This is a genomic window from Stenotrophomonas sp. GD03777, from assembly GCF_029842485.1.
GTDB lineage: Bacteria > Pseudomonadota > Gammaproteobacteria > Xanthomonadales > Xanthomonadaceae > Stenotrophomonas > Stenotrophomonas sepilia.
Genome location: NZ_JAOCGL010000024.1, coordinates 1 through 20,440, shown reverse-complemented (window position 1 = coordinate 20,440; position 20,440 = coordinate 1). Strand labels below are relative to the sequence as shown.

At 67.2% G+C, this 20,440-nt stretch carries 15 protein-coding genes; 6 read left to right on the top strand and 9 right to left on the bottom strand.

Features of this window, described 5'->3' with window-relative positions:
* Nucleotides 1–8 precede the first annotated feature (8 nt).
* Together N5E02_RS07760 and N5E02_RS07755 are read right to left on the bottom strand one after the other, a co-directional pair.
* The gene (locus tag N5E02_RS07760) at nt 9–1,019 is read right to left on the bottom strand and encodes a 2-hydroxyacid dehydrogenase (protein WP_235649525.1); all 1,011 of its coding nucleotides are present in this window, start codon (nt 1,017–1,019) and stop codon (nt 9–11) included.
* A 97-nt stretch (nt 1,020–1,116) separates the two neighbouring features.
* Nucleotides 1,117–3,990 (bottom strand): autotransporter outer membrane beta-barrel domain-containing protein, encoded by a 2,874-nt coding sequence (locus tag N5E02_RS07755; protein ID WP_262219766.1) that lies wholly within the window; start codon nt 3,988–3,990, stop codon nt 1,117–1,119.
* 236 nt (nt 3,991–4,226) lie between these two features.
* On the opposite strand from N5E02_RS07755, the gene N5E02_RS07750 reads away from it, so the two are divergent.
* The 5 genes from N5E02_RS07750 to N5E02_RS07730 are packed head-to-tail and all read left to right on the top strand — an operon-like array spanning nt 4,227 to nt 10,235.
* Entirely contained in the window at nt 4,227–4,754 is a 528-nt protein-coding gene (locus N5E02_RS07750) for a sigma-70 family RNA polymerase sigma factor (protein WP_080352916.1), read from the top strand.
* The gene (locus tag N5E02_RS07745; RefSeq protein ID WP_262232809.1) at nt 4,751–5,719 is read left to right on the top strand and encodes a FecR domain-containing protein; all 969 of its coding nucleotides are present in this window, start codon (nt 4,751–4,753) and stop codon (nt 5,717–5,719) included. The genes N5E02_RS07750 and N5E02_RS07745 overlap by 4 nt, the downstream gene beginning before the upstream one ends.
* Nucleotides 5,720–5,730: 11 nt before the next feature.
* The gene (locus tag N5E02_RS07740) at nt 5,731–8,529 is read left to right on the top strand and encodes a TonB-dependent receptor (protein ID WP_279946148.1); all 2,799 of its coding nucleotides are present in this window, start codon (nt 5,731–5,733) and stop codon (nt 8,527–8,529) included.
* A gap of 45 nt (nt 8,530–8,574) precedes the next feature.
* On the top strand, nt 8,575–9,531 hold the full coding sequence (locus N5E02_RS07735) for a hypothetical protein (protein ID WP_279946147.1): 957 nt from the start codon (nt 8,575–8,577) through the stop codon (nt 9,529–9,531).
* Entirely contained in the window at nt 9,528–10,235 is a 708-nt protein-coding gene (locus N5E02_RS07730) for a hypothetical protein (protein WP_279946146.1), read from the top strand. The genes N5E02_RS07735 and N5E02_RS07730 overlap by 4 nt, the downstream gene beginning before the upstream one ends.
* Nucleotides 10,236–10,317: 82 nt before the next feature.
* On the opposite strand, the gene N5E02_RS07725 is transcribed toward N5E02_RS07730, so the two are convergent.
* The 7 genes from N5E02_RS07725 to murJ form a co-directional block, all read right to left on the bottom strand.
* On the bottom strand, nt 10,318–10,980 hold the full coding sequence (locus N5E02_RS07725) for a lysoplasmalogenase (protein WP_065178100.1): 663 nt from the start codon (nt 10,978–10,980) through the stop codon (nt 10,318–10,320).
* Nucleotides 10,977–12,860, bottom strand: a complete 1,884-nt coding sequence (locus tag N5E02_RS07720) for a M61 family metallopeptidase (RefSeq protein WP_065178101.1) — start codon at nt 12,858–12,860, stop codon at nt 10,977–10,979. Before N5E02_RS07720 ends, N5E02_RS07725 begins: the two co-directional genes overlap by 4 nt.
* A 164-nt stretch (nt 12,861–13,024) precedes the next feature.
* Nucleotides 13,025–13,975 carry a 4-hydroxy-3-methylbut-2-enyl diphosphate reductase gene (gene ispH, locus N5E02_RS07715; RefSeq protein WP_005415710.1) on the bottom strand — a complete coding sequence of 317 codons (951 nt, stop codon included), beginning with the start codon at nt 13,973–13,975 and terminating at the stop codon, nt 13,025–13,027.
* Nucleotides 13,976–14,002: 27 nt separating this feature from the next.
* Nucleotides 14,003–14,527: a signal peptidase II gene (gene lspA, locus N5E02_RS07710; RefSeq protein WP_005415709.1), complete on the bottom strand. Its 525-nt coding sequence runs from the start codon at nt 14,525–14,527 to the stop codon at nt 14,003–14,005.
* Nucleotides 14,527–17,358: an isoleucine--tRNA ligase gene (gene ileS, locus N5E02_RS07705; RefSeq protein WP_139726822.1), complete on the bottom strand. Its 2,832-nt coding sequence runs from the start codon at nt 17,356–17,358 to the stop codon at nt 14,527–14,529. The genes lspA and ileS overlap by 1 nt, the downstream gene beginning before the upstream one ends.
* On the bottom strand, nt 17,355–18,302 hold the full coding sequence (locus N5E02_RS07700; RefSeq protein ID WP_005415707.1) for a bifunctional riboflavin kinase/FAD synthetase: 948 nt from the start codon (nt 18,300–18,302) through the stop codon (nt 17,355–17,357). Before N5E02_RS07700 ends, ileS begins: the two co-directional genes overlap by 4 nt.
* Nucleotides 18,303–18,377: 75 nt before the next feature.
* Complete coding sequence (gene murJ / locus N5E02_RS07695; RefSeq protein WP_095377769.1) at nt 18,378–19,982, bottom strand: murein biosynthesis integral membrane protein MurJ; 1,605 nt, start codon at nt 19,980–19,982, stop codon at nt 18,378–18,380.
* Between the two features lie 117 nt (nt 19,983–20,099).
* Here murJ and rpsT point away from each other — a divergent pair, with 117 nt between their 5' ends.
* Nucleotides 20,100–20,369 carry a 30S ribosomal protein S20 gene (gene rpsT, locus N5E02_RS07690; RefSeq protein WP_005408560.1) on the top strand — a complete coding sequence of 90 codons (270 nt, stop codon included), beginning with the start codon at nt 20,100–20,102 and terminating at the stop codon, nt 20,367–20,369.
* Nucleotides 20,370–20,440: the final 71 nt, after the last annotated feature.

Sequence of the window (20,440 nt, the reverse complement as noted above, 5' to 3'; positions counted from 1 at the left end):
ACTTCCAATCATCTCAGCGATGTCTCCACCCGGTTCGCACACACCCGCCCCTCGGCGAAATCCCGCAGGTTCCCCAGCGTGATTGCCGAGATCTCCTGCAGCGCCTCTACGGTGAAGAAGCCCTGGTGGCCGGTCACCAGCACGTTGGGGAAGGTCATCAGGCGCTGGAAGGCCTCGTCGTCGATGATCTCGCCGGACAGGTCCTGGAAGAACAGCGCGCTTTCCTGCTCGTAGACGTCGATGGCCAGATGACCCAGCCGCCGCGACTTCAGCGCGCGGATCACCGCATGGGTATCGACCAGCGCGCCGCGCGAGGTGTTGACCAGCATCGCGCCGGTCTTCATCCGCGCCAGTGAGGCGTCGTTGATCAGGTGCTGGGTATCGGGCGTCAGCGGGCAATGCAGCGACACGATGTCGGCGCGCGCCAGCAGTTCATCCAGCCCAACCATGTCGCCCACGCCGGCGAAGGCCGGCGATGGATACGGGTCATGCCCCAGCACGGTGCAGCCCATGCCGTGGAAGATGCGCGCGGTAGCCAGGCCGATCTTGCCGGTGCCGACGATGCCGACCGTGCGCCCGTGCAGGGTGCGCCCGAGCAGGCCATCGAGCATGAAGTTGCCCTCGCGCACGCGATTGTAGGCGCGATGGGTCTGCCGGTTGAGCGTCATCACCAGCGCCAGCGCGTGCTCGGCCACGGCTTCGGGGGAATAGACCGGCACCCGTGCGACGAACAGCTCCAGCGCTTTCGCGGTGGCCAGGTCCACATTGTTGAAGCCGGCGCAGCGCAGCAGGATGGCGCGTACGCCCAGCGCATGCAACGCGTGCAGAACCGGCGCGTCGAGGCGGTCGTTGACGAACACGCATACCGCGGCGCAGTCCTGTGCCAACGCAGCGGTATGCACGTCCAGCGCGGCATCGAAGTACACGAATGCAAAGCCCTGCCCGGCCGCATCGCGCTGGTTGGCCTCGTCGAGGAAGCGACGATCGTAGGGGCGGGCACTGAAAACGGCGATCTGCATGGACAGGCCTGGCTGGAATTCCCTGCCGACCATACCGCAGCACCTGCCCTGATGGGATGGTCCCGGCGATACGGATATCGCCGGGACCGAGTGCCCCTTAGAACCGGTAGCCCAGGCCCAGCATCACGCCGTTCTGGATCTGCCCGTCGCGGCGCTCACCCACGTAGTCGGCCATGATCGACAGGCGCTCGCTGGCACGGCTGGTCACGCCCAGGTTCCAGGCCAGCACCTGCTCGCCCACGGCCTGGCTGCTGGCACCAAACACCAGGTCCGGGGCCGCAGCAAAGCCGGTGCTGTAGCGCGCCTGCGAATCGCCCAGCTCCTTCTGCCAGACCACGCGGGCACGCGGGGTAATGCGCTCACCGTTGTTGCCTTCGAAGGTCTTGAACAGCTGCAGGCCGGCACCCACACGAATGCTCTCCAGGCTGCCGCTGCGGCCCACCAGCGCACCGGCGCCCTGCCCTTCATTGAAACGGGTGGCCGAGGTCCGTGCGTAGTCCACCACCGGCAGCAGCGGCTGGATCACCAGGCCCTTTCCAGTGGTGAAGGAGAACGCATGCTCCACCCGTGCCGAGATGGCATCGTTGCTGTACTTCGCGCGCAGAGGCTGCTGCAGCCCATCAATGCCGCCGACACTGCGGCGGGTGTCATGCCGCAGGTCGGTGTAGCGCACGGCAGCCGACAGGTAGCCCCGCGAATAGGTCGCATCCAGGTAGCCGCCCACATCCAGCGCGCGTACGTCGCCACTGAAGCCGGAGCCGTCGCTGGCCTTGGTCGACATGTCGGCGGCGGCCACGCTCACGCCGAGGGTCACGCGGTCATCGGCCACGCGGGTGTCGGCACCGACCACGATGCCGCCGATGTTATGGCTCAGGCCGGCCACGCCGCCGTCGGCATCGATGCGGCCATGGCTGGCGAAACCGCGTGCCCACAGGCCATGGCTGCGCCCCGCCACGCGGCTGTCGCCAGCAGCCTCGCCCGCCGGCTCGACCAGATGCATGGCCAGCTGGCTGAACAGGCTGCCATGGCGCATGCCCGGCTGCGCCGACACCGACTGCGCCGCCTGCGAAGCCAACCCGTCTGCATCGCCGCCACTGCGCATCGCTGCCTGGTGCTGCTGCACCACGTTGCCGATGCTGCCGATCAGTGCATTGTCGGCCAGGCGCAGGCTGGCATGCGCATCACCGCGCAGGGCGCCAGCCTGCTGTGCGATCACATCGCGGTCGCTGAACTGCAGCGCGCCGAGCAACGACTTCAGGCCGCTGTCCTGGCGGTCCGCTGCAGCGGCCAGCGCGCGCCCCAGGCCGTCGCCGGAGGTGCCGTTGGCGAACAGGCCCAGCTGATCGAAGCCCGGGTTGGCGGTCAGCCACAGGCCGTCGGCGGTCTGGTTGACGTTGAAGCTGAGCAGCGAATTGTGGCGCGGGCGGAACACTTCACCGGCCGTGATGCTGGCGCTGTAGCCGGCATCGCCCAGCCGCACGGCATCCTGGAAGCCCCCCTGGTAGATCGGTCCTTCCACCAGGTCGCGACGGTAGGTGCCGGCATAGAAGCCCTGGGCCACGTTCAGCGCCAGATGTGCGCCCTGCGCGATCACCAGCGCACCCTCCTCGGAGCCGCCATCGTAGAAGCTGCCGACGCGCAGGCGGCCACTGCTGGTACCACCGGTTTCGGTAACATCGAACAGCACCTGCCCGCCGGGCATGATGTTGACGTAGCCGTGGGTCACCAGATCACCACCACGCGGCATCAACGTGCCGAACACGCGCAGGCGGTTGAAGCCGTCTTCGCGGTAGGACGGGCCGGTGCCATCCAGCAGCGCATCGCTGTCGGTGCCGACCGATGCGATATCACCATGGCCGACCACGATGCTGCCCGGCATCACGCGCAGCTCGGGGGTGCGCAGCGCACCACCCTCCAGTGCGATGGTGCCGTTGTCCACCAGAATGAAATCGGCGCCAGTGGTTTCGGCGGTGCGCCAGGTAGCGCCATTGCTGACACGGATCACGCCCGCCGAACTGGCCAGGGTTGAGGCATCCAGATCGGCCAGCCGCAGCTGACCGCGCAGTTCATTCTGGACGTCGGGATCGGCGAGCAGCTGCTGCAACGACTGCGCGCCGATACCGTTCGCCCCCCCCGTGGAGACGTTGTACAGGCTCACCGCGTAGTTGATGTAGGTGCTGGCCCAGTCGGTGTTCCAGCGCGCGAAATCGTCGTCGACGAAGGCCTGCAGCTGGCGTGCGGTGCGCAGGTAGCCCGGGTTGATGTCGCCGCTGACGTTGCTGGTGACATGCAGGGTGTCGCCCGGATCGCGATAGCCTGCCGTGTTGATGATGTTGTTGCCGCGGATGTCCTGGCCCGGGAACGACTCCAGCTTGCTGCCGCTGCCATCCGGATCGAAGGTGACCGACGTACCCGTGGTGCGCGCCGGGTCGCGGAATACCAGCAGGCCATTGGGTTGAACCACTTCATACATCGCCTTGTGCAACAGGCCCGCATCCATGCCGCCGCCGTAGTTGCCTGTGTAGATCTGGGTCATGCGCGCTGACGGCGCATAGGTGATCTTGCCGCCACTGCTGGCGGCGTGGATCTGCACCGAGTCGATCAGTGGCAGATCGCCGCCGAGGTAACGGTTGACGCCACCGGACTGCATGATCGAGCAGGACGAGATGCAGTGGCCGGACACGATGGTGTCCAGGCCCTGGGTGCGGATCACCGCCTGCAGCCACTCGCCGGCGATCAGCGCGCCACCATTGGATGTGCGCAGCACGACTTCGCGGATCGGACGGCCTTCAGCCTGTGCCTTGGCCAGCAGCGCGGGCAGCGCCACCACGTCGGCGACGGTGACGCCGCCGCTGAGGAAGACGCGATCGTCCCGCACGTGATAATTCATTGCCATGACGTCATCAACCGCCGCCATGGCGGTGATGCCCATCAGCCCGGCCAGGGCCAGGCTCAACTTCGAATGCTTCATGTGTTCTCTCTCCACCCGCAACACACGGGTCAGGAGTTCAACGTCCGGGCGGCGCAAACTCCCCCAGCGCACCAGCCCCCGAAACATGAATGCATTCACAATGGAATCAGGGGCCATGCACACTCTTCCCCATCCGGTCATCGTCGCGTAAAACTCGAAGACGCACCCGCCACCGACGCCCGAGGCCAGCCCTGTCCACCCCCTCTCCTCTGATCCATCGCGCGCCGGACCTGTCCGTGCCGACGGACGCGTTCATTGCGTTCGTACGGGAAGAACGCGCGCCGTTGTGCGCTTTCCTGCGCACGCGCGGCGTTGGGCCGGAGGATGCCGAGGACATCGCGCAGGACTGCATGGAGCGGCTGATCCGCTATCGCGCGCACAGTGCCGACGAGCTGCGGTTGCTGCTGTATCGTATCGCCCGCAACCGCCTGGCAGACCGTGGCCGCTCGTCGCAGTCGCGGCCACACCTGTCCCTTGCCGAACACGATGGCGGCGACGAGCCCTCCAGCACGTCGCCCGATCCATTGCGCCAGGCCGAGTCCGGGCAGATGCTGTCCCTGCTGCGGCAGGCCCTGTTCAAGCTGCCCGAGCGCGCGCGCGAGGTGTACCTGCTCAACCGGATCACCGGCATGAGCTATACGCAGATCGCGCGGCACTGTGGAATCACCGCCAAGACCGTGGAAAAACATATCGCCCGCGCCCTGCAGGGCCTGCGCCAGGAACTCGGATCGGATCCGCTGCACAACGACAGGGACAACGGATGAGTCACGCCAGCCCCAGGGAAGACACCCTGCTGTTTGAACGCGCCAGCGCCTGGGTGGCGCGGCTGGAGGCTCCGGACTGCACGCCGGGCGAGCGAGAGAGGTTCGAGGACTGGCTGGCCGAGGACCCGGCCCATGTCAGCGCCTGGATCCAGGCCGAGACCCTGTTCCAGCGGGGCGAAGAACTGGCCGCTGACCCGTGGCTGCGCACCGCCGCAGCACGTGCGGCACGGCCGGCACAGCGTCGCTGGCTGCCGGCAGTGGCCGCTGCCGCAGGCGTCTGCCTGGCCATCGGGATCGGCTGGATGGTCGCCATCGACGGCAACCCCACGCCGCTGCGCTATGCCAACGATTCCCACCAGCCCCGGCAGCAGACGCTGGCCGATGGCAGCGTGGCCACGCTGGATGCGGGCACCACGCTGCATGCCCGATTCGGTTGGCGCCATCGCAACCTGGTGCTGGAACGGGGCCGCGTGCAGCTGCAGGTCGCACCGTCGAGCAAGGCGCTGCAGCTGCGCGCCGGCGACAGCACCATCCGCGACATCGGCACCACCTTCCAGGTGGAGCGCCTGAACGACGGCCTGGTCGAAGTCGCACTGCTGGAAGGTGCGGTGGAAGTCAGCAATGGGGGAACCCAGCACACCCTGGCACCCGGCCAGCAGCTGCAGGTGCTGCCCTCGGGCCGCTTCCAGCCCGGCCCGGCGCTGTCGTCCAATGCCGCTGCCGAAGGCTGGCTGAAGGGACAGCTGGTGTTCGATGCCACGCCGCTGTCGATCGTGGTCGAGCGCATGAACCGCTACGGCCGCACGCCGCTGGTGATCGCCGATCCCGAGATCGCCAGCCTGGCCGTGAGTGGCACCTTCCGTGCCGGCGATGCGCAGGAACTGCTGTCGGCGCTGGAACTGGGCTGGTCGGTGGCTGGCCAGACGCGACCGGATGGCGCGCTGGAACTGCGCCGCACGTACTGAGGAGGCCTGCAGTGAAGGCAGTACCGGGCGCGCTGCGGGAGGGGCTGCTCTGCACCCTGTTCTGCTTCGCGCTGAGCATCGCCGCGCTGCCCTCTGCCGATGCAGCCGAACAGGCCGGCACCCTGGAGGTCCATGTGGGTTCAGGCCCACTCGCACCGGCCCTGCAGCAATGGGCGCGCCAGAGTGGCATCGCCCTGCTGTTCGATGCGCGTGAACTGGATGGCCTGCGCACGGCCGGCACCCATGGCCAACGCGATGCGGCCACGGCCCTGAAGGAACTGGTCGCCGGCATGCCGGTGACCATCCTGCGCACGCCTGCCGGTGGATTCGTCGTCCGCCGCACCCGGCCAGCACCGCCATCGCCCCCGCCGGTCGCGACGCGTGCGATGCCCGCGGTACCGGCGCCGGGCAGGGTGCCCGAGACGCCACCGCAGGTGGAGCTGGCGCCGATCCATGTCACCGGCAGCCGGCTGCCGCGCACCTCCGTGCAGACCACGCTGCCGGTGACCATCATCGACCGCGATGACATCCTGCGCAGCGGTTACGGCAGCCTGTTCGACCTGCTGCGGCACTTGCCGGGCATGAACGGCCACCCGGCAATGAGCACCTCGCGCAGTGGCGATTCGCAGTACCTGCCGGTGGGTGCGGCCACCACCACCAGCCTGGACGGCATGGGACCGCGTGCGACCTTGTTCCTGGTCAATGGCCGGCGCCTGCCACGCTATCCGATGGTGTCGCTGGAACAGGGCGGGCTCACCGACCTGGGGGGCATCCCGCTCAGCTTCGTCGAGCGCATCGAACTGGTGCGTGGCGGTGCGTCGGCCATCTATGGAGCCGACGCGATGTCCGGCGTGGTCAACATCATCCTGCGTGACCAGGCCGATGGCCCTGAAGCCATGCTGCAGACCGGCCTGAGCGGGCGCGGCGACGCCGGCCAGTATCGCCTGCAGGCGGCCACCGGTGGCGTGCGGGACGGAGGGGACCGCTGGTTCGCTGGCATCGACCTGCATCGCATCGACCACGTGGCCGGCGATCGCCGCGAATGGCATGCGGAAACCTCGCAGTACCTGATCGGCGCGTTCCGCGATGGACGCTACTGGCCGGCAACGCGCTGCGAAGGGCCATTGAAACGGCGCGATGGTGCCTGCTGGTTCGACAGCGCACGCCCGCGTTCGCTGCAACCGGCCTCGGACACCGCCTCGGCCTACCTGCGCTATCGGCATGAGCGCGGCGAAGGTCGCTACGCCTACGCCGAGGCGCGGGCCAGCCACAACCGGCAACGCTTCGACCTCGGCCCGACCGCCGTAGCCATCGGGCTTTATGGGTTCACCTTCAACAGCGTGCTGCGCGAAGCCGGCAACGTGCGTCCGCATGTACGTGCCACCGATGCCGACGTCACCTTCGGCATGGGCCGCGACCAGGGCCGCCGCAGCTGGGATGCCGGCATCAGCGCACAGCGCAGCGATGTCACCCTGACGACGTCCGGCACCGTGCGCGCCCAACCACTGCTGCGCGCTGCCGAGACGCTGGATTTCCTGCCCGGCTTCACCTCGTTGCCGGCAGAGACCGCCGCGCAGTTGTTCCCTTCGATCCGCAACCGCGGGCGCACCGAGCAGTGGCAGGGCTGGTGGGGCATGCAGCGCGAGTTGATGCCATTGGCCGGCGGTGCTGCACAAGTGGCCACCGGCATCGACCTGCGCCAGGAACGCTGGACGTCGCATCCCGACGCGCTGCTGAGCCAGGGCGACCTGGCGCTGGGCCTGCCACAGGAACAACGCCACCTGTCACGCCGCAGTGGCGGTGCCTACGCCGAACTCGGCCTGCCATTGGCGCGCACGCTGCGCATGGACCTGGCAGCACGCTGGGACCGCGATGGCGATTACCAGGCTTTCTCGCCCCGCGTGGGCGTACGCTGGAGCCCGACACCGCAGTGGTCATTCCTGCTTGCCACCGGGCGCGGCTACCGGGCCCCCAGCCTGTTCGAGCAACGGCGGCCGCCGGGCTATTTCGGCGCGATCGAACTACCCGCCTCCAGCGCACTGCCCAACTGCGCGCAGAGCAACGGCAACGGACGCTGCAGCGTAACCGTGGACGTGGTGGAGAACGATGCGCTGAAAGCGGAGCGGTCGCGCAGCCATTCCCTGGGTGCGACCTGGACACCGACCGATGCGTTTTCACTGTCGCTGACCCACAACATCGTCGAACTGCGCAACGAGATCCTGGCCCTGCAACCGGCCGACGCAGTGTGGAATTCAAGCACGTGGGAGTTGGACGAGGACGGCAACCTGCACAACCTGCGCCTGTCCTTCGACAACATCGGCCGCACCACGTCGCGCAACCTTGTTCTGCGCGGGGAGTACCACATCGACACCGGCAGCACCGGCCAGTGGCTGTTCTCGCTCGATGCGCTGAAGCAGCAGGAACTGCGCCGCGAGCGTGGCCACGAAGCGACGGTGGACCTGCGTGGCCATGTCACGCCAGCGATGGCCGCCGTGCTCAATGTGCAGTGGCAGAACAGCAACTGGGACATCGCCCTGCGCGGCAACCAGGTAGGGCGCACGCGTGCTTGGCTGCCCGGTGCGGAATGCCCGGAGGAACAGCGCGAGCAGAACCATTGCATGAATCCGCGGCAGCTGCGCTGGAACCTGCACCTGGCAAGGCGGCTGGGGCCGCGCGTGGTCGCCGCGCTGGACGTGCACAACGTGCTCGACACGCAACCGGTGAACTACCTGGTCGGCAATGGCGGCCAGATGCCGGGGCTGGACGATCCACTTGGCCGCTACTTCCTGCTGACCCTGCAGATCCGCTGAGCGTAGTACCCTACGCGCCCTGTTCCATCGGTCCCCCACCACCCCATGAAGGCCTATCTCTGGTTCTGGGGCGCGTTCCTGCTGTTCTTCGCGTTGCCCTTCCCCTGCATCCTCTACTTCGGCACGTCGTGGCCGGTGCCACTGGCCGACCGCAGCGCGCCATGGCTGGCCCTGCTGCTGCTCGCCCTGTCGCTGGCCCTGTGGCTCGCGTTGCTGCTCGCCTTCCTGCACTACCTGCTGCTGGGCCCGCCGCGCGCGCTGCATCGGGTGCGCACCATCCTGGCCGACGGTGAGCCGCGTGATGCGTTGATCGAACAGGCCGAGCAGACCGGCGTGCACGTGCGCGGCTTCGCGCAGTGGAGACTGAAGCTTGGCTTCCAGAACCTGTCCGGCACGCCGATCAATGAACAGATGCTGGTGGTGGACAGCAAACCGCAGCTGCAGCGTTTCGTGGCCGGCCAGCGCATCGAGGTTCGCCTGAGCCGGACGCCGGGTGCGTTCCCCAATGTGGTGCTGGAGGGCGCCCAGCCCGAACTTGATGTCGCCAGCCTCTGGCGCCGCGGCGCCGGCGCGGTCATCGGCATCGTCGTGGTTGCCAGCGCCTACGTTCTCGCCTATCGGCTGCAGAGCGAGGGCCTGGGCTGGACGTTCATGTCCTTCGGCCACCCACTGCTGGTGTGCCCGCTGGTGTTGTGCGGCTACGCCCTGGGCCTGCGCGTCCTGGGGCGCCTGCTGCAGGCCGATGCACGCGGAGACGCGCTGAAGTACCGCGGCATCGGCGTGGATGCGAAGGTGCTGAAGCTGCGCCAGACCGGCACCTACCTCAACGAGCAGCCGCAGGTGGAGTTCCAGCTGGAGTACACCGACCGCGAAGGTGGCATACAGCAGGTGAACGTGCGCCGCTTCATCCCGTTGATCGAGCTGGCCAACCTTCCACGCGAGCAGGTCACGCTGCTGTACGACCCGGAAGATCGCGGCAACGTTCGCCTGGAGGGTGTATGAAGCAGCCCCCCTCGACGCGACTGGTATTTTCGATGGTGCTGCTGTTGCTGGCCGGCGTCGCCGTTGCCGGCGGGGCACTGCAGACCCTTGCCGAAACGATGGGCCATTCGGTGCAGGATGACCGCGCAACCACGCCGATCACCACGCCTCCACCGCGCGAGCGGCCTGCTTCGGCCGCACCGATTCCCGAACCGCGGTCGATGCCGATGCCCGAACGCAGCAACCGCTTGTTCGATGCGGACTACCTGCTGGCCGCCCGCCAGGCACTGGAACAGATGCCAGCCCTGGCCGGGCACCGGTTGATGGTGTTCCACAGCATCCACTTCTACGACGACGGCCGCATCAATCTGGATCTGGTCGATCCGCAGCAACCCACGCACGTGGACAGCTACCACTTCGAGCGCGGCCAGTGGCGCAAGGGCGGGCCGGTCGATCCGCAGCGCTTCGCGCCCACCATTACCCTGCGCCGCAGCAGCACGGCGCTGGCCAACATCGATTTCGAGGCGGTGCCACGCGTGGCCCAGGCGCTGCAGGCACAGCGGAACGCGCTGATGGCCACGCCGGGTGACGTCGGCCACGTCTATGTGATCGTGCGCAAGGGCGGCAGGCTGGTGTGGCTGCCGGACGAGGTCGCCGGCGATCGCCAGTCCGCACGACTATCGTTCGACGCACAGGGTCGTTCCGGCCACGCGAACCGACGATAGTCAACGCAAAAAGGGGACGGAGGGGATTAAGTCGCATGTGCCTTGGTGCGGTCTGCGACTTAATCCCCTCCGTCCCCTTTTTCTATTTCACCGAACGGGCGATGGCGTACTGCGCGCCGTAATAGGTGGACAGCACCAGCAGGCTGGCCAGTGGCAGGCCGCCGGCGAAGCGGTCCCAGGCCAGCAGCGAATCGCTGGCCACGAACAGCAGCGCACCGACGGCAGCCCAGGGCGCACTTCGGGCTTCCACGGCAGGCTGCGGGCTGCGCCATTGCCGTGCCAAGGCCAACACCGCCATCGAGGCCAGCACCACCACGTACGCCAGCACCGGCATACGCATCGGTGCAGGCAGGTGCGGCCACAGCCCAAGCACATTGAGTACAGCGAACGCACCGAGCAGGATGCTGGCGGCGAGCAGGCCACGCCCGGCACGCAGGCCCTCACGGAAGGCGACGATGTAGCAGAGGTGCGCCAGCAGGAAGGCCACCAGCCCCGGTACGAACGCGTCCATCGGCAACATCAGCGCGATGTCACCCAGGCACGACAGCAGCATGCCGGCCAGCACCGCGCGCCGGTAGGACGGCTGCGCAGGATCACGCACCCGCCAGGCGATGGCAGCGATCAGCAGCGTGGTCGCCGGCTTCGCCAGCCAATGCAGCCAGCGCCCGTCACCGTGAAAGAGCGCGCCGACGATGGCGAGGATCGCCATCAACAGGATCACGCCATCGCGGGCGCGCGGTTTCATCGCGCCTTCCACAGGTCCGCCAGGCGGTCAGGCTTGCCGGCGATACGCTCCAGCACCGGATACTGCAGGCCACCGTGGTAGTCGATGTTCATCGTCTCGATGCGGTCGAACTGCTTCACCAGCAGGACGATCGGCGCCTTGTCCTTGGCCGCCGTCGCCACCGCATCCTTCAAGCGCTGGCTGCTGTACTCGCGCCCGCCAACCGCAATCACCTTCATGCCGGGTGCAAGACCGGCGTTGAACGCCGGGCTGTCCCAGATCACGTCGCCGACCACGCCGCTGTCGAGCACGGTCGCGCCCAGCGAATAGGCCAGCAGTGCGGCCTTGGCACGCTTTTCCTGCGCCTTGTAGGCGTCGTTCGGGGTATCGCGGTAGACCAGCTTCCAGCCCGCCAGTTCCAGCCCCCCGGTCAACGAACCGTGGCCGTCCAGGCGCCCGCGCAGGAACGTCGTCCAGTCGTACGGCACGATGCCGTTCAAGGTCGCCACCACGTCGTCGAAGGTGTAGGGGTTGACGTCCCAGTCACCGTTGCCAACCCCGAAGAAGGCGCGCGCGAAGTCATCCAGGCTGCGGCGGTTGCCGCTCAGCTCGCGCAGCTTGCCCTCCACTTCCAGCCACAGCATCTGGCCACCGGAGTAATAGTCTTCGCTCATCTGGTAGTTGCGGTACGGCAACGTCCGGCGCTGGGCGATGGTCGGGTCGTTGGTGGTGTCCTGCAACGGGCGCCAGGCCAGGCCCGGGCGGCCGCGATCATAGGTCGCGGCCACATTGGCCAGCATGTCGCGCGCCTGCGCCGTCGACCACAGCCCCGAGCGTGCCGCCAGCACCTGTCCCCAGAACTGGGTCTGGCCTTCGTAGACCCACAGCAGGCTGTCGCCCATCGGCGTGTTGAAGTTGGCGGTGGTCAGGTCAGCGCCACGCCGGTACTTGCCGTTCCAGGAATGGGTGTACTCGTGCGGTAGCAGATCGCGCATCCAGGCGTTGTCGTCCCACTCGGTGAAGTAACCCGGGTCGGCACTGTTCTCGCTGGAACGGTGATGCTCCAGGCCGATGCCACCAAGACGGTCGGTCAACGCCAGCAGGAATTCATAGTGGTTGTAGTGGCGCGCACCGTAGAGCTTGTCGGCCTGCCGCACCAGTGCGCGGTGCAGGGTGATCTGTGCCTCGCTCGGCTTCAGCGACTTGGCCTCGTCGGCAAACACATTGAGGTGCACCGGCACCTTCGCGCCCGGATCGAGATCGATGCGCTGGTAGTGCTCGCCGGCAAACAACGGCGAATCGACCAGGTGGTCATAGGAGATCGGCTTGAACACCACGGTATCGCCGTCGCGGCGCGCGGTTTCCAGCGCAGTGGCAAACGACCAGCCCTTGGGTAGGATCACGCTGGCCTGCGCCTGCAGGTCGCGTGTATCGACGCCGGCCGGATACAGCGAGTTGGCATTCCACTGCAGGTTGAGCATCTCCGGGGTCATCACCACCCGGCCTTGGCTGCCGCCCTGCGAGGACAGGAAGTCGAAGTGGGCGACGATCTCGCTGACGCCCTCGGGCACGTCTACCTTGAACGCATAGACGTTGTACTGGTCGCGCTGCCAGGCCAACGGCTTGCCGTTGGCGGTCACGCGCAGGCCGGCCAGCTTGTCGATCGGGCCGGTGGGCGAATGGTTGCCGGGAATCCACTGCGGGTACAGCAGGGTCATCGGACCGGGTTTGACCGGTACGGTGGCGGTCACCTTGAAGATGCGGCGAGCGAGATCGCGCGCATCCACATCGATGCGCAGCAGGCCTGGGGCTGCGGCATCACCCGATGGCGAGGCCTGCGCCAGCGCGGGCGTGGCGGCCAGCGCGAACAGCAACGACATCGCCAGGGCTCGGGTCTTCATCGGCAACTTCCAGCAGCGGAGAATCCTCCGATGCTAGGCCTGTGCGGTGCCCTGCCCCATGGCCAAAGGTCATGGGCGGTGCGCCCATCAGTGCATGCCAAAGGCGTGCGAACCAAGGTTCGCACCCACCTTGTGCAGTTCTCACCCACCAGGGGCAGGCCCGGTCAGTCGACCAGGCGCAGACGCAGTTCCTTCGGCAACGCGAACACCATCGATTCCGGTTCGCCTTCCAGCTCGCCCACGCCGGTTGCACCCAGCTCGGCCAGGCGCGCCAGCACGCCATCGACCAGTACCTGCGGCGCCGAGGCGCCAGCGGTCACGCCGATGTGCTGCTTGCCCACCACCCACGCCGGGTCGATCTCGTGCGCACCGTCGATCAGGTACGACTCCACACCTTCACGGCGGGCCAGTTCGCTCAGACGGTTCGAGTTGGAGCTGTTCGGCGAACCGACCACCAGCACCAGGTCGCAGCGCTTGGCCAGGTCGCGCACGGCGTCCTGGCGGTTCTGCGTGGCGTAGCAGATGTCGTCGTTCTTCGGGCCCTGCATCGCCGGGAAACGCTCGCGCAGCGCATCGATGATGCCGCGCGTATCGTCCACCGACAGCGTCGTCTGGGTGGTGTAGGCGAAGTTGTCCGGCTGGTTGATGTGCAGCGTGGCAACCTGCTCGACATCCTCGACCAGGTAGATCTGGCCGGTACCGGCTTCGCGGTTCCACTGGCCCATGGTGCCTTCCACTTCCGGGTGACCGGCATGGCCGATCAGCACCACGTCACGGCCGGCACGGCAGTGGCGGGCGACTTCGAAGTGGACCTTGGTCACCAGCGGGCAGGTCGCGTCGAACACCTTCAGGCCACGGCGCTCGGCTTCCTGGCGCACGGCCTGGGAGACGCCATGCGCGCTGAAGATCACCGTGTTGTTGTCCGGAACCTCGTCGAGCTCTTCGACGAAGATCGCGCCGCGCTGCTTCAGGTCGTCGACCACGAAGCGGTTGTGCACCACTTCATGGCGGACGTAGATGGGCGCGCCCAGCGTTTCGATCGCGCGCTTGACGATCTCGATCGCACGATCGACACCGGCACAGAAACCACGCGGGTTGGCGAGCAGCACATCCATCAGTTCAATCTCCCGGCAGCGGCCGGCTTACGGTTTCGGATTGGCATTATCCGCCTTTTTGGCGGACTTGCCGTCGAACAGGCCAAACAGGGCGATGCCGATGGCACCCACCACGATGGCCGAATCGGCGATGTTGAACGAGGGCCAGGTATAGCTGCCCACGTACCACTGGATGAAATCGACCACATGGCCGTGCACCTGGCGGTCGATCACGTTGCCGATGGCACCGCCGATGATCAGCGCATACGGCACCGCGGCCTTCCAGTTGCCACGGGCGGTGCCGCGCAGCCACCAGGCCATCAGGCCGCTGATGGCGATCGCCAGCGCGGTGAAGAAGTACTTCTGCCAACCACCGGCGTCACTCAGGAAACTGAACGCCGCACCGGTGTTGTAGGTGCGGTACCAGTTCCAGAAGCCGTCGATGACCACCACCGGCTGGAACTCCGGCAGGCTCGACAGCACCCAGGCCTTGGACCACTGGTCCAGGCCGATGATGGCGGCCGACAGCAGCAGCCAGACCAGGGCGTTCGGATGCGGACGGGACGCGGCCATCAGAACCAGCTCCGCACTTCACCGGCACCGGTGATGTTGCTCACGCAGCGGCCGCACAGTTCCGGATGGTCGGCGTTGCTGCCGACATCGGCGCGATGGTGCCAGCAGCGCACGCACTTGGTCTTGGTGGTCGGCTGGGCGCTGACGAACACCTCGTCGGTGGTCGCCGGCCGCACCTGCACGTCGCCGCTGATGAACAGGAAGCGCAGTTCATCGGCCAGCGGCTGCCACTTCGCGGCCTGCTCTTCGCTGGCGGCGATGGTGATTTCCGCTTCCAGCGCGGCACCGATCGCGCCGTTTGCACGCATCGGCTCGAGCACCTTGGCCACCTGCTCGCGCACAGCCAGCAGCTGGTCGAAATCGGCGGCGTTGAGCTGGGCACCGGCCGGCAGCGGCGCCAGGCCGTCGTACCAGGTGGTGAACAGCACATGGCCGGCACGTTCGCCCGGCAGGTAGCCCCACAGCTCGTCGGCGGTGAAGGTCAGGATCGGCGCCACCCAGCGGGTGAACGCTTCGGCGATGTGGTACATCGCGCTCTGTGCCGAACGGCGACCGTGCGAATCGGTCGGCATGGTGTACAGGCGGTCCTTGGTCACGTCCAGGTACAGCGAGCCCAGATCCACGCTGCAGAAGTTCAGCAGCAGCTGCACGATCTCGGCCATGTTGTAGCCGTCGTAGGCCGTCTTGATCTTCTCCTGCAGCTCCCAGGCGCGATGCACGATCCAGCGGTCCAGCGCGACCATCTGCCCGAGCGGTTGCAGGTGCCGGGCCGGATCGAAACCGTCCAGGTTGCCGAGCAGGAAGCGTGCGGTGTTGCGCAGGCGGCGGTAGGCGTCAGCATTGCGCTTCAGGATTTCCTGCGACAGCGACATCTCGTTGCTGTAGTCGGCCGAGGCGATCCACAGGCGCAGGATGTCCGCGCCCAGCTTGTTCATGATGTCCTGCGGCTCGATGCCGTTGCCCAGCGACTTGGACATCTTGCGGCCGTGCTCATCCACGGTGAAGCCGTGGGTGAGGCACTGCTTGTACGGCGCGCGCTTGTCGATCGCCACGCCGGTCAGCAGCGAGGACTGGAACCAGCCGCGGTGCTGGTCGGAGCCTTCCAGGTACAGGTCGGCCGGCTTGCCGAAGCCACGCGCGGCGAGCACGCCTTCATGGGTCACGCCCGAATCGAACCAGACGTCGAGGATGTCGGTGACTTTCTCGTAGTCGGCCGCTTCGGCGCCGAGCAGTTCGGCGGCGTCCAGCGAGTACCACACATCGATGCCCTCGGCTTCGACGCGGTCGGCGACCTGCTGCATCAGCTCCACCGAGCGCGGGTGGATCTCGCCGGTCTGGCGATGGGTGAACAGTGCGATCGGTACGCCCCAGGTGCGCTGGCGCGAGATGGTCCAGTCCGGGCGACCGTCGACCATGCTCTGGATGCGCGCCTTGCCCCAGGTCGGGAACCAGCCGACAGTGTCGATCGCAGCCAGCGCATCGCTGCGCAGGTTGGCCTTGTCCATCGAGATGAACCACTGCGGAGTCGCGCGGAACACCACTGGTGTCTTGTGGCGCCAGCAGTGCGGATAGCTGTGGCGGATCGGGTGGAAGGCCAGCAGCGAACCATTGTCACGCAGCACGCCGACGATGGCCTCCTGCGCCTTCCACAGGTGCTGGCCGGCCAGCACCACCTCACCGGCCGGCGGGGTCGATTCCAGGTACACGCCACGGCCGTCGATCGGGGTCACCTGCCCGGCGTTGTACTTGTCCAGCAGGCCGTACTTCTGGCTGACCACGAAGTCTTCCTGGCCGTGGCCAGGGGCGGTGTGCACCGCACCGGTACCGTCCTCGTCGGAGACGTGGTCGCCATTGAGCAACGGGATGTCGCGCTCCGGATAGAACGGATGCGCCAGCAGCTGGTTCTCCAGCGCCGCACCGGTGGTTTCACCGTGCAGCACTACGCTCTCGACGCCGTAGCGCTGCAGCGAGCGCTCGGCCAGCGCGGCGGCCAGCACCAGCCAACGGCGCTTGCCGTTGTGGGCCGGGCCTTCGGCCAGCACATACTTGATTTCCGCGCCCAGCGACACCGCCAGCGAGGCCGGCAGCGTCCACGGGGTGGTGGTCCAGATCGGCACGGCCACTTCGACGTCGGCCGGCACGCTCACGCCGAACGCCTTGCCGATGGCCTGGGCATCGCGCGCGGCGTAGGCCACGTCGATCGCCGGCGATTCCTTTTCCTGGTACTCGATCTCCGCCTCGGCCAGTGCCGAGCCACAGTCGAAGCACCAGTACACCGGCTTGGCACCACGCACCAGGTGACCGTTGGCGACGACCTTGGCCAGCGCACGGATCTCATTGGCTTCGAAGTCGAAACTCAGGGTCTTGTACGGGTTGTCCCAATCGCCGGTCACGCCCAGGCGCTTGAAGTCCACGCGCTGGATGTTGATCTGCTCTTCGGCGAACTCGCGGCACTTCTGCCGGAATTCAACCGCATCGAGCTTGGTGCCGACCTTGCCCCACTTCTTCTCGACCGCGATCTCGATCGGCAGGCCATGGCAGTCCCAGCCCGGCACATAGGGCGCATCGAAGCCGGCCAGGTAGCGCGACTTGACGATGATGTCCTTCAGGATCTTGTTGACCGCATGGCCCAGGTGGATGCGGCCGTTGGCGTAGGGCGGGCCGTCGTGCAGCACGAACAGCGGGCGGCCGGCGGCGTTGTCACGCAGCTGCTGGTAGAGCCCCTGCGCTTCCCACTGCGCCAGAATGCCCGGCTCGCGCTTGGGCAGGTCGCCGCGCATCGGGAATTCGGTGGCTGGCAGGTTCAGGGTGGTCTTGTAGTCCTGGCTCACGCAGTGGCTCGCAATCTATGTTCGGAAAGGAGGGCGCGCGCCTGTTCGGCGTCGCGGTGCATCTGGTCGGTCAGTGCCGCCAGATCATTGAATTTCTCTTCGTCGCGCAGCTTGGCGACAAACTCCACGTCGATGTGGCGCCCGTACAGGTCGCCCTGGAAATCGAACAGGTGGGCTTCCAGCAGCGGCTCCACGCCCTCCACCGTCGGCCGAGTGCCGAAGCTGGACACCGACGGCCACGGCTGGTCGAACACGCCGTGCACCCAGGTTGCGTAGATGCCCGACAGCGCCGGGGTCTTCGGGAAGCGCAGGTTGGCGGTGGGGAAGCCCAGCGTACGGCCAAGCTGGCGACCGCGCACCACGCGCCCGCTGATCGCATACGGGCGACCGAGCAGGTCGTTGGCGCGGGCGAAATCGCCCCCCTGCAGCAGCTGGCGGATGCGGGTGCTGGAGATGCGCTCGCCATGCAGGTCCACCGCTTCAATCTCGCCGGCGCTGAAGCCCAGTTCGGCGCCCATCTCCTGCAGCAGTGCCAGATCACCGCGGCGGCGGTTGCCGAAGCAGAACTCCGGCCCGATCCAGACTTCGCGGGCGCCCAGCCGGTGCACCAGCAACCGGCGCACGAAGGTCTCGGCCGGCATCGCCGCCATCGCCGCGTCGAAGCGCAGCAGGCCGACCGCATCGACACCGAGCTCGCGCAGGATCTCGACCTTGCTGCGCGCCAGGGTCAGCCGCGGCGGCGGCGTGCCCTGGGCGAAGAATTCACGCGGCAGCGGCTCGAATGCCACGGCCACTGCGGCCACGCCCAAGGCGCGCGCGCGGGCGACCGCGTGGCGGACCAGCGCACGATGGCCCAGGTGGAGGCCGTCGAATGCACCGATACAGACCACGCTTCCGTTGGGGAACAGCTCCCCGCCCTCGACGCTTCTGAACAGCCTGCTCATCAACTCTCGTTCCGGCCCGACCGGGGCCGCCGCTTCAATGGTGTAACCCTGAAGTATAGCCGCCACGGGCCGCGATCAATGCCCGCGCAGGTCGCGCGGGCGGAAGCCCATCGCCAGCATGGCCACCGCATAGGTCGCGCCGCCGCCGCCGACCAGCAACGCCAAGGCACCGATCCGCTCCCACACACGCATCGCGGAGAAACCCGGCAGCCAGTGCAGCAGGGCCAACAGCACGCCAACCATGGCCGCGCAGGCCAGCACCAGGCGCAGCAGATAGCCGCCCCAGCCCGGCCGGCGCTGGTAGACATCGGTCTTGCCCAGCCAGTACCAGAGCAGGCCCAGGTTCAGGTAACTGGACAGCGCGCTGGCGATGCCCAGTGCCAGGTGCAGGCCCGGCTGCTTGCCGATGGCCGCCATCACGCCCTGCGCCTTCAGCGCGTCGGGCACCATCACCTGGTACAGCACGGCCAGCAGGGCGAAGTTGAACACCATGTTGGCCACCAGCGCCGCCACGCCGGCGCGCACCGGGGTCTTGGTGTCCTGGCGGGCGTAGAAGGCCGGCAGCACCACCTTCAGCAGGGCGAATGCCGGCAGGCCGAAGCTCAGGCCATACACCGACAGCGCGGTCATGCGGGTGTCGAAGGCGCTGAACTGGCCGTGCTGGAAGATGGTCGCGATCAGCGGCTCGGCCAGCAGCAGCAGGCCCAGCATGGCCGGCACCGAGATCAGCAGGGTCATGCGCAGGCCCCAGTCCAGCGAGCGCGAGAAGCCCTCGCGGTCGGTGCTGACATGGTGGCGGGCCAGCGCCGGCAGGATCACCGTGCCCAGCGCCACGCCGAACACGCCCAGCGGCAGCTCCAGGAAGCGGTCAGCCAGCGACAGCCACGACTGCGAGCCGTCGGTCAGCTTGGCCGCGATCACCGTATCCAGCAGCAGGTTGATCTGCGCCACCGAGGAACCAAACAGGGTCGGCACCATCAGCGTCATGACCTTGCGCACACCCGGGTGGCGCCAGCCCCAGCGCGGCAGGGTCAGCAGGTTGATGCCCTTCAGCGAGGGCAGCTGGAACAGCAACTGCAGGATGCCGGCGGCCAGCACCGCCCAGCCCAGCGCCAGGATCTGCTTTTCCGGCGTGCCGCCCAGCCGCGGTGCCAGCCACAGCGCGCCGGCGATCATGCACAGGTTGAGAATGACCGGGGTCAGCGCCGGCATGGCAAAGCGCTGGAAGCTGTTCAGCGCACCACCGGCCAGTGCGGTCAGCGAGACGAACAGCAGGAACGGGAAGGTCAGGCGGAACAGGTCGACCAGCAGGCCCTGCTTGACCGGGTCGGTATCAACGCCACTGGAGAAGACCGAGGCCAGCTGCGGCGCGAAGATCAGCGCCAGTGCGGTGACCAGCATCAGCACCCCGCCCAGGGTGCCGGCGGTGCGGGCCATCAGTTCGCGCAGCTCGGCGTGGCTACGGGTTTCCTTCACTTCCGTGAACACCGGCACGAAAGCGGTGGCAAATGACCCTTCGGCGAACAACCGGCGCAGGAAATTGGGTACCCTGAAGGCGACCCAGAAAGCATCAGTGATGGCGTTGGTGCCGAACGTGGTGGTCACCACGAAGTCCCGGACAAGTCCGAGAACGCGCGAGACCATGGTCATGCTGCTGAACGACAGCAGGCCCCGCAACAACTTGGGTGAACTCACTCAGCGTCCCTCTTGACAATCGACTTGACGTGCATTTCTTACGCCATCATACTAGCTAGCTTGCTGTTCCCATAACACCGATTTTTTCAGGAAACCACCACCGTGGCCAATATCAAGTCCGCCAAGAAGCGCGCCAAGCAGACCGTCGTGCGCAACGCGCGCAACGTGGCTCAGCGCTCGATGCTGCGCACCGCTGTCAAGAAAGTGATCAAGGCGCTGGACGCCAACGATGCCGCCGGCGCCGAAGCCGCCTTCGCCGTTGCCCAGCCGATCCTGGATCGCTTCAGCGCGCGTGGCCTGATCCACAAGAACAAGGCTGCTCGCCACAAGAGCCGCCTGAACGACCGCATCAAGGCCCTCAAGGCCGCCTGATCCGGCGTTGCCGCCCTGCCCTTCGGGGTTGGGCTGCAGACAAAAGCCCGGCCCCGGCCGGGTTTTTTGTT

What these genes read in the sequence shown, in the direction of transcription:
- N5E02_RS07760 (WP_235649525.1), bottom strand. Translation starts at nt 1,019, where the DNA reads ATGCAGATCGCCGTTTTCAGTGCCCGCCCCTACGATCGTCGCTTCCTC.
- N5E02_RS07755 (WP_262219766.1), bottom strand. Translation starts at nt 3,990, where the DNA reads ATGAAGCATTCGAAGTTGAGCCTGGCCCTGGCCGGGCTGATGGGCATC.
- N5E02_RS07745 (WP_262232809.1), top strand. Translation starts at nt 4,751, where the DNA reads ATGAGTCACGCCAGCCCCAGGGAAGACACCCTGCTGTTTGAACGCGCC.
- N5E02_RS07735 (WP_279946147.1), top strand. Translation starts at nt 8,575, where the DNA reads ATGAAGGCCTATCTCTGGTTCTGGGGCGCGTTCCTGCTGTTCTTCGCG.
- N5E02_RS07730 (WP_279946146.1), top strand. Translation starts at nt 9,528, where the DNA reads ATGAAGCAGCCCCCCTCGACGCGACTGGTATTTTCGATGGTGCTGCTG.
- N5E02_RS07725 (WP_065178100.1), bottom strand. Translation starts at nt 10,980, where the DNA reads ATGAAACCGCGCGCCCGCGATGGCGTGATCCTGTTGATGGCGATCCTC.
- N5E02_RS07720 (WP_065178101.1), bottom strand. Translation starts at nt 12,860, where the DNA reads ATGAAGACCCGAGCCCTGGCGATGTCGTTGCTGTTCGCGCTGGCCGCC.
- ispH (WP_005415710.1), bottom strand. Translation starts at nt 13,975, where the DNA reads ATGGATGTGCTGCTCGCCAACCCGCGTGGTTTCTGTGCCGGTGTCGAT.
- lspA (WP_005415709.1), bottom strand. Translation starts at nt 14,527, where the DNA reads ATGGCCGCGTCCCGTCCGCATCCGAACGCCCTGGTCTGGCTGCTGCTG.
- N5E02_RS07700 (WP_005415707.1), bottom strand. Translation starts at nt 18,302, where the DNA reads ATGAGCAGGCTGTTCAGAAGCGTCGAGGGCGGGGAGCTGTTCCCCAAC.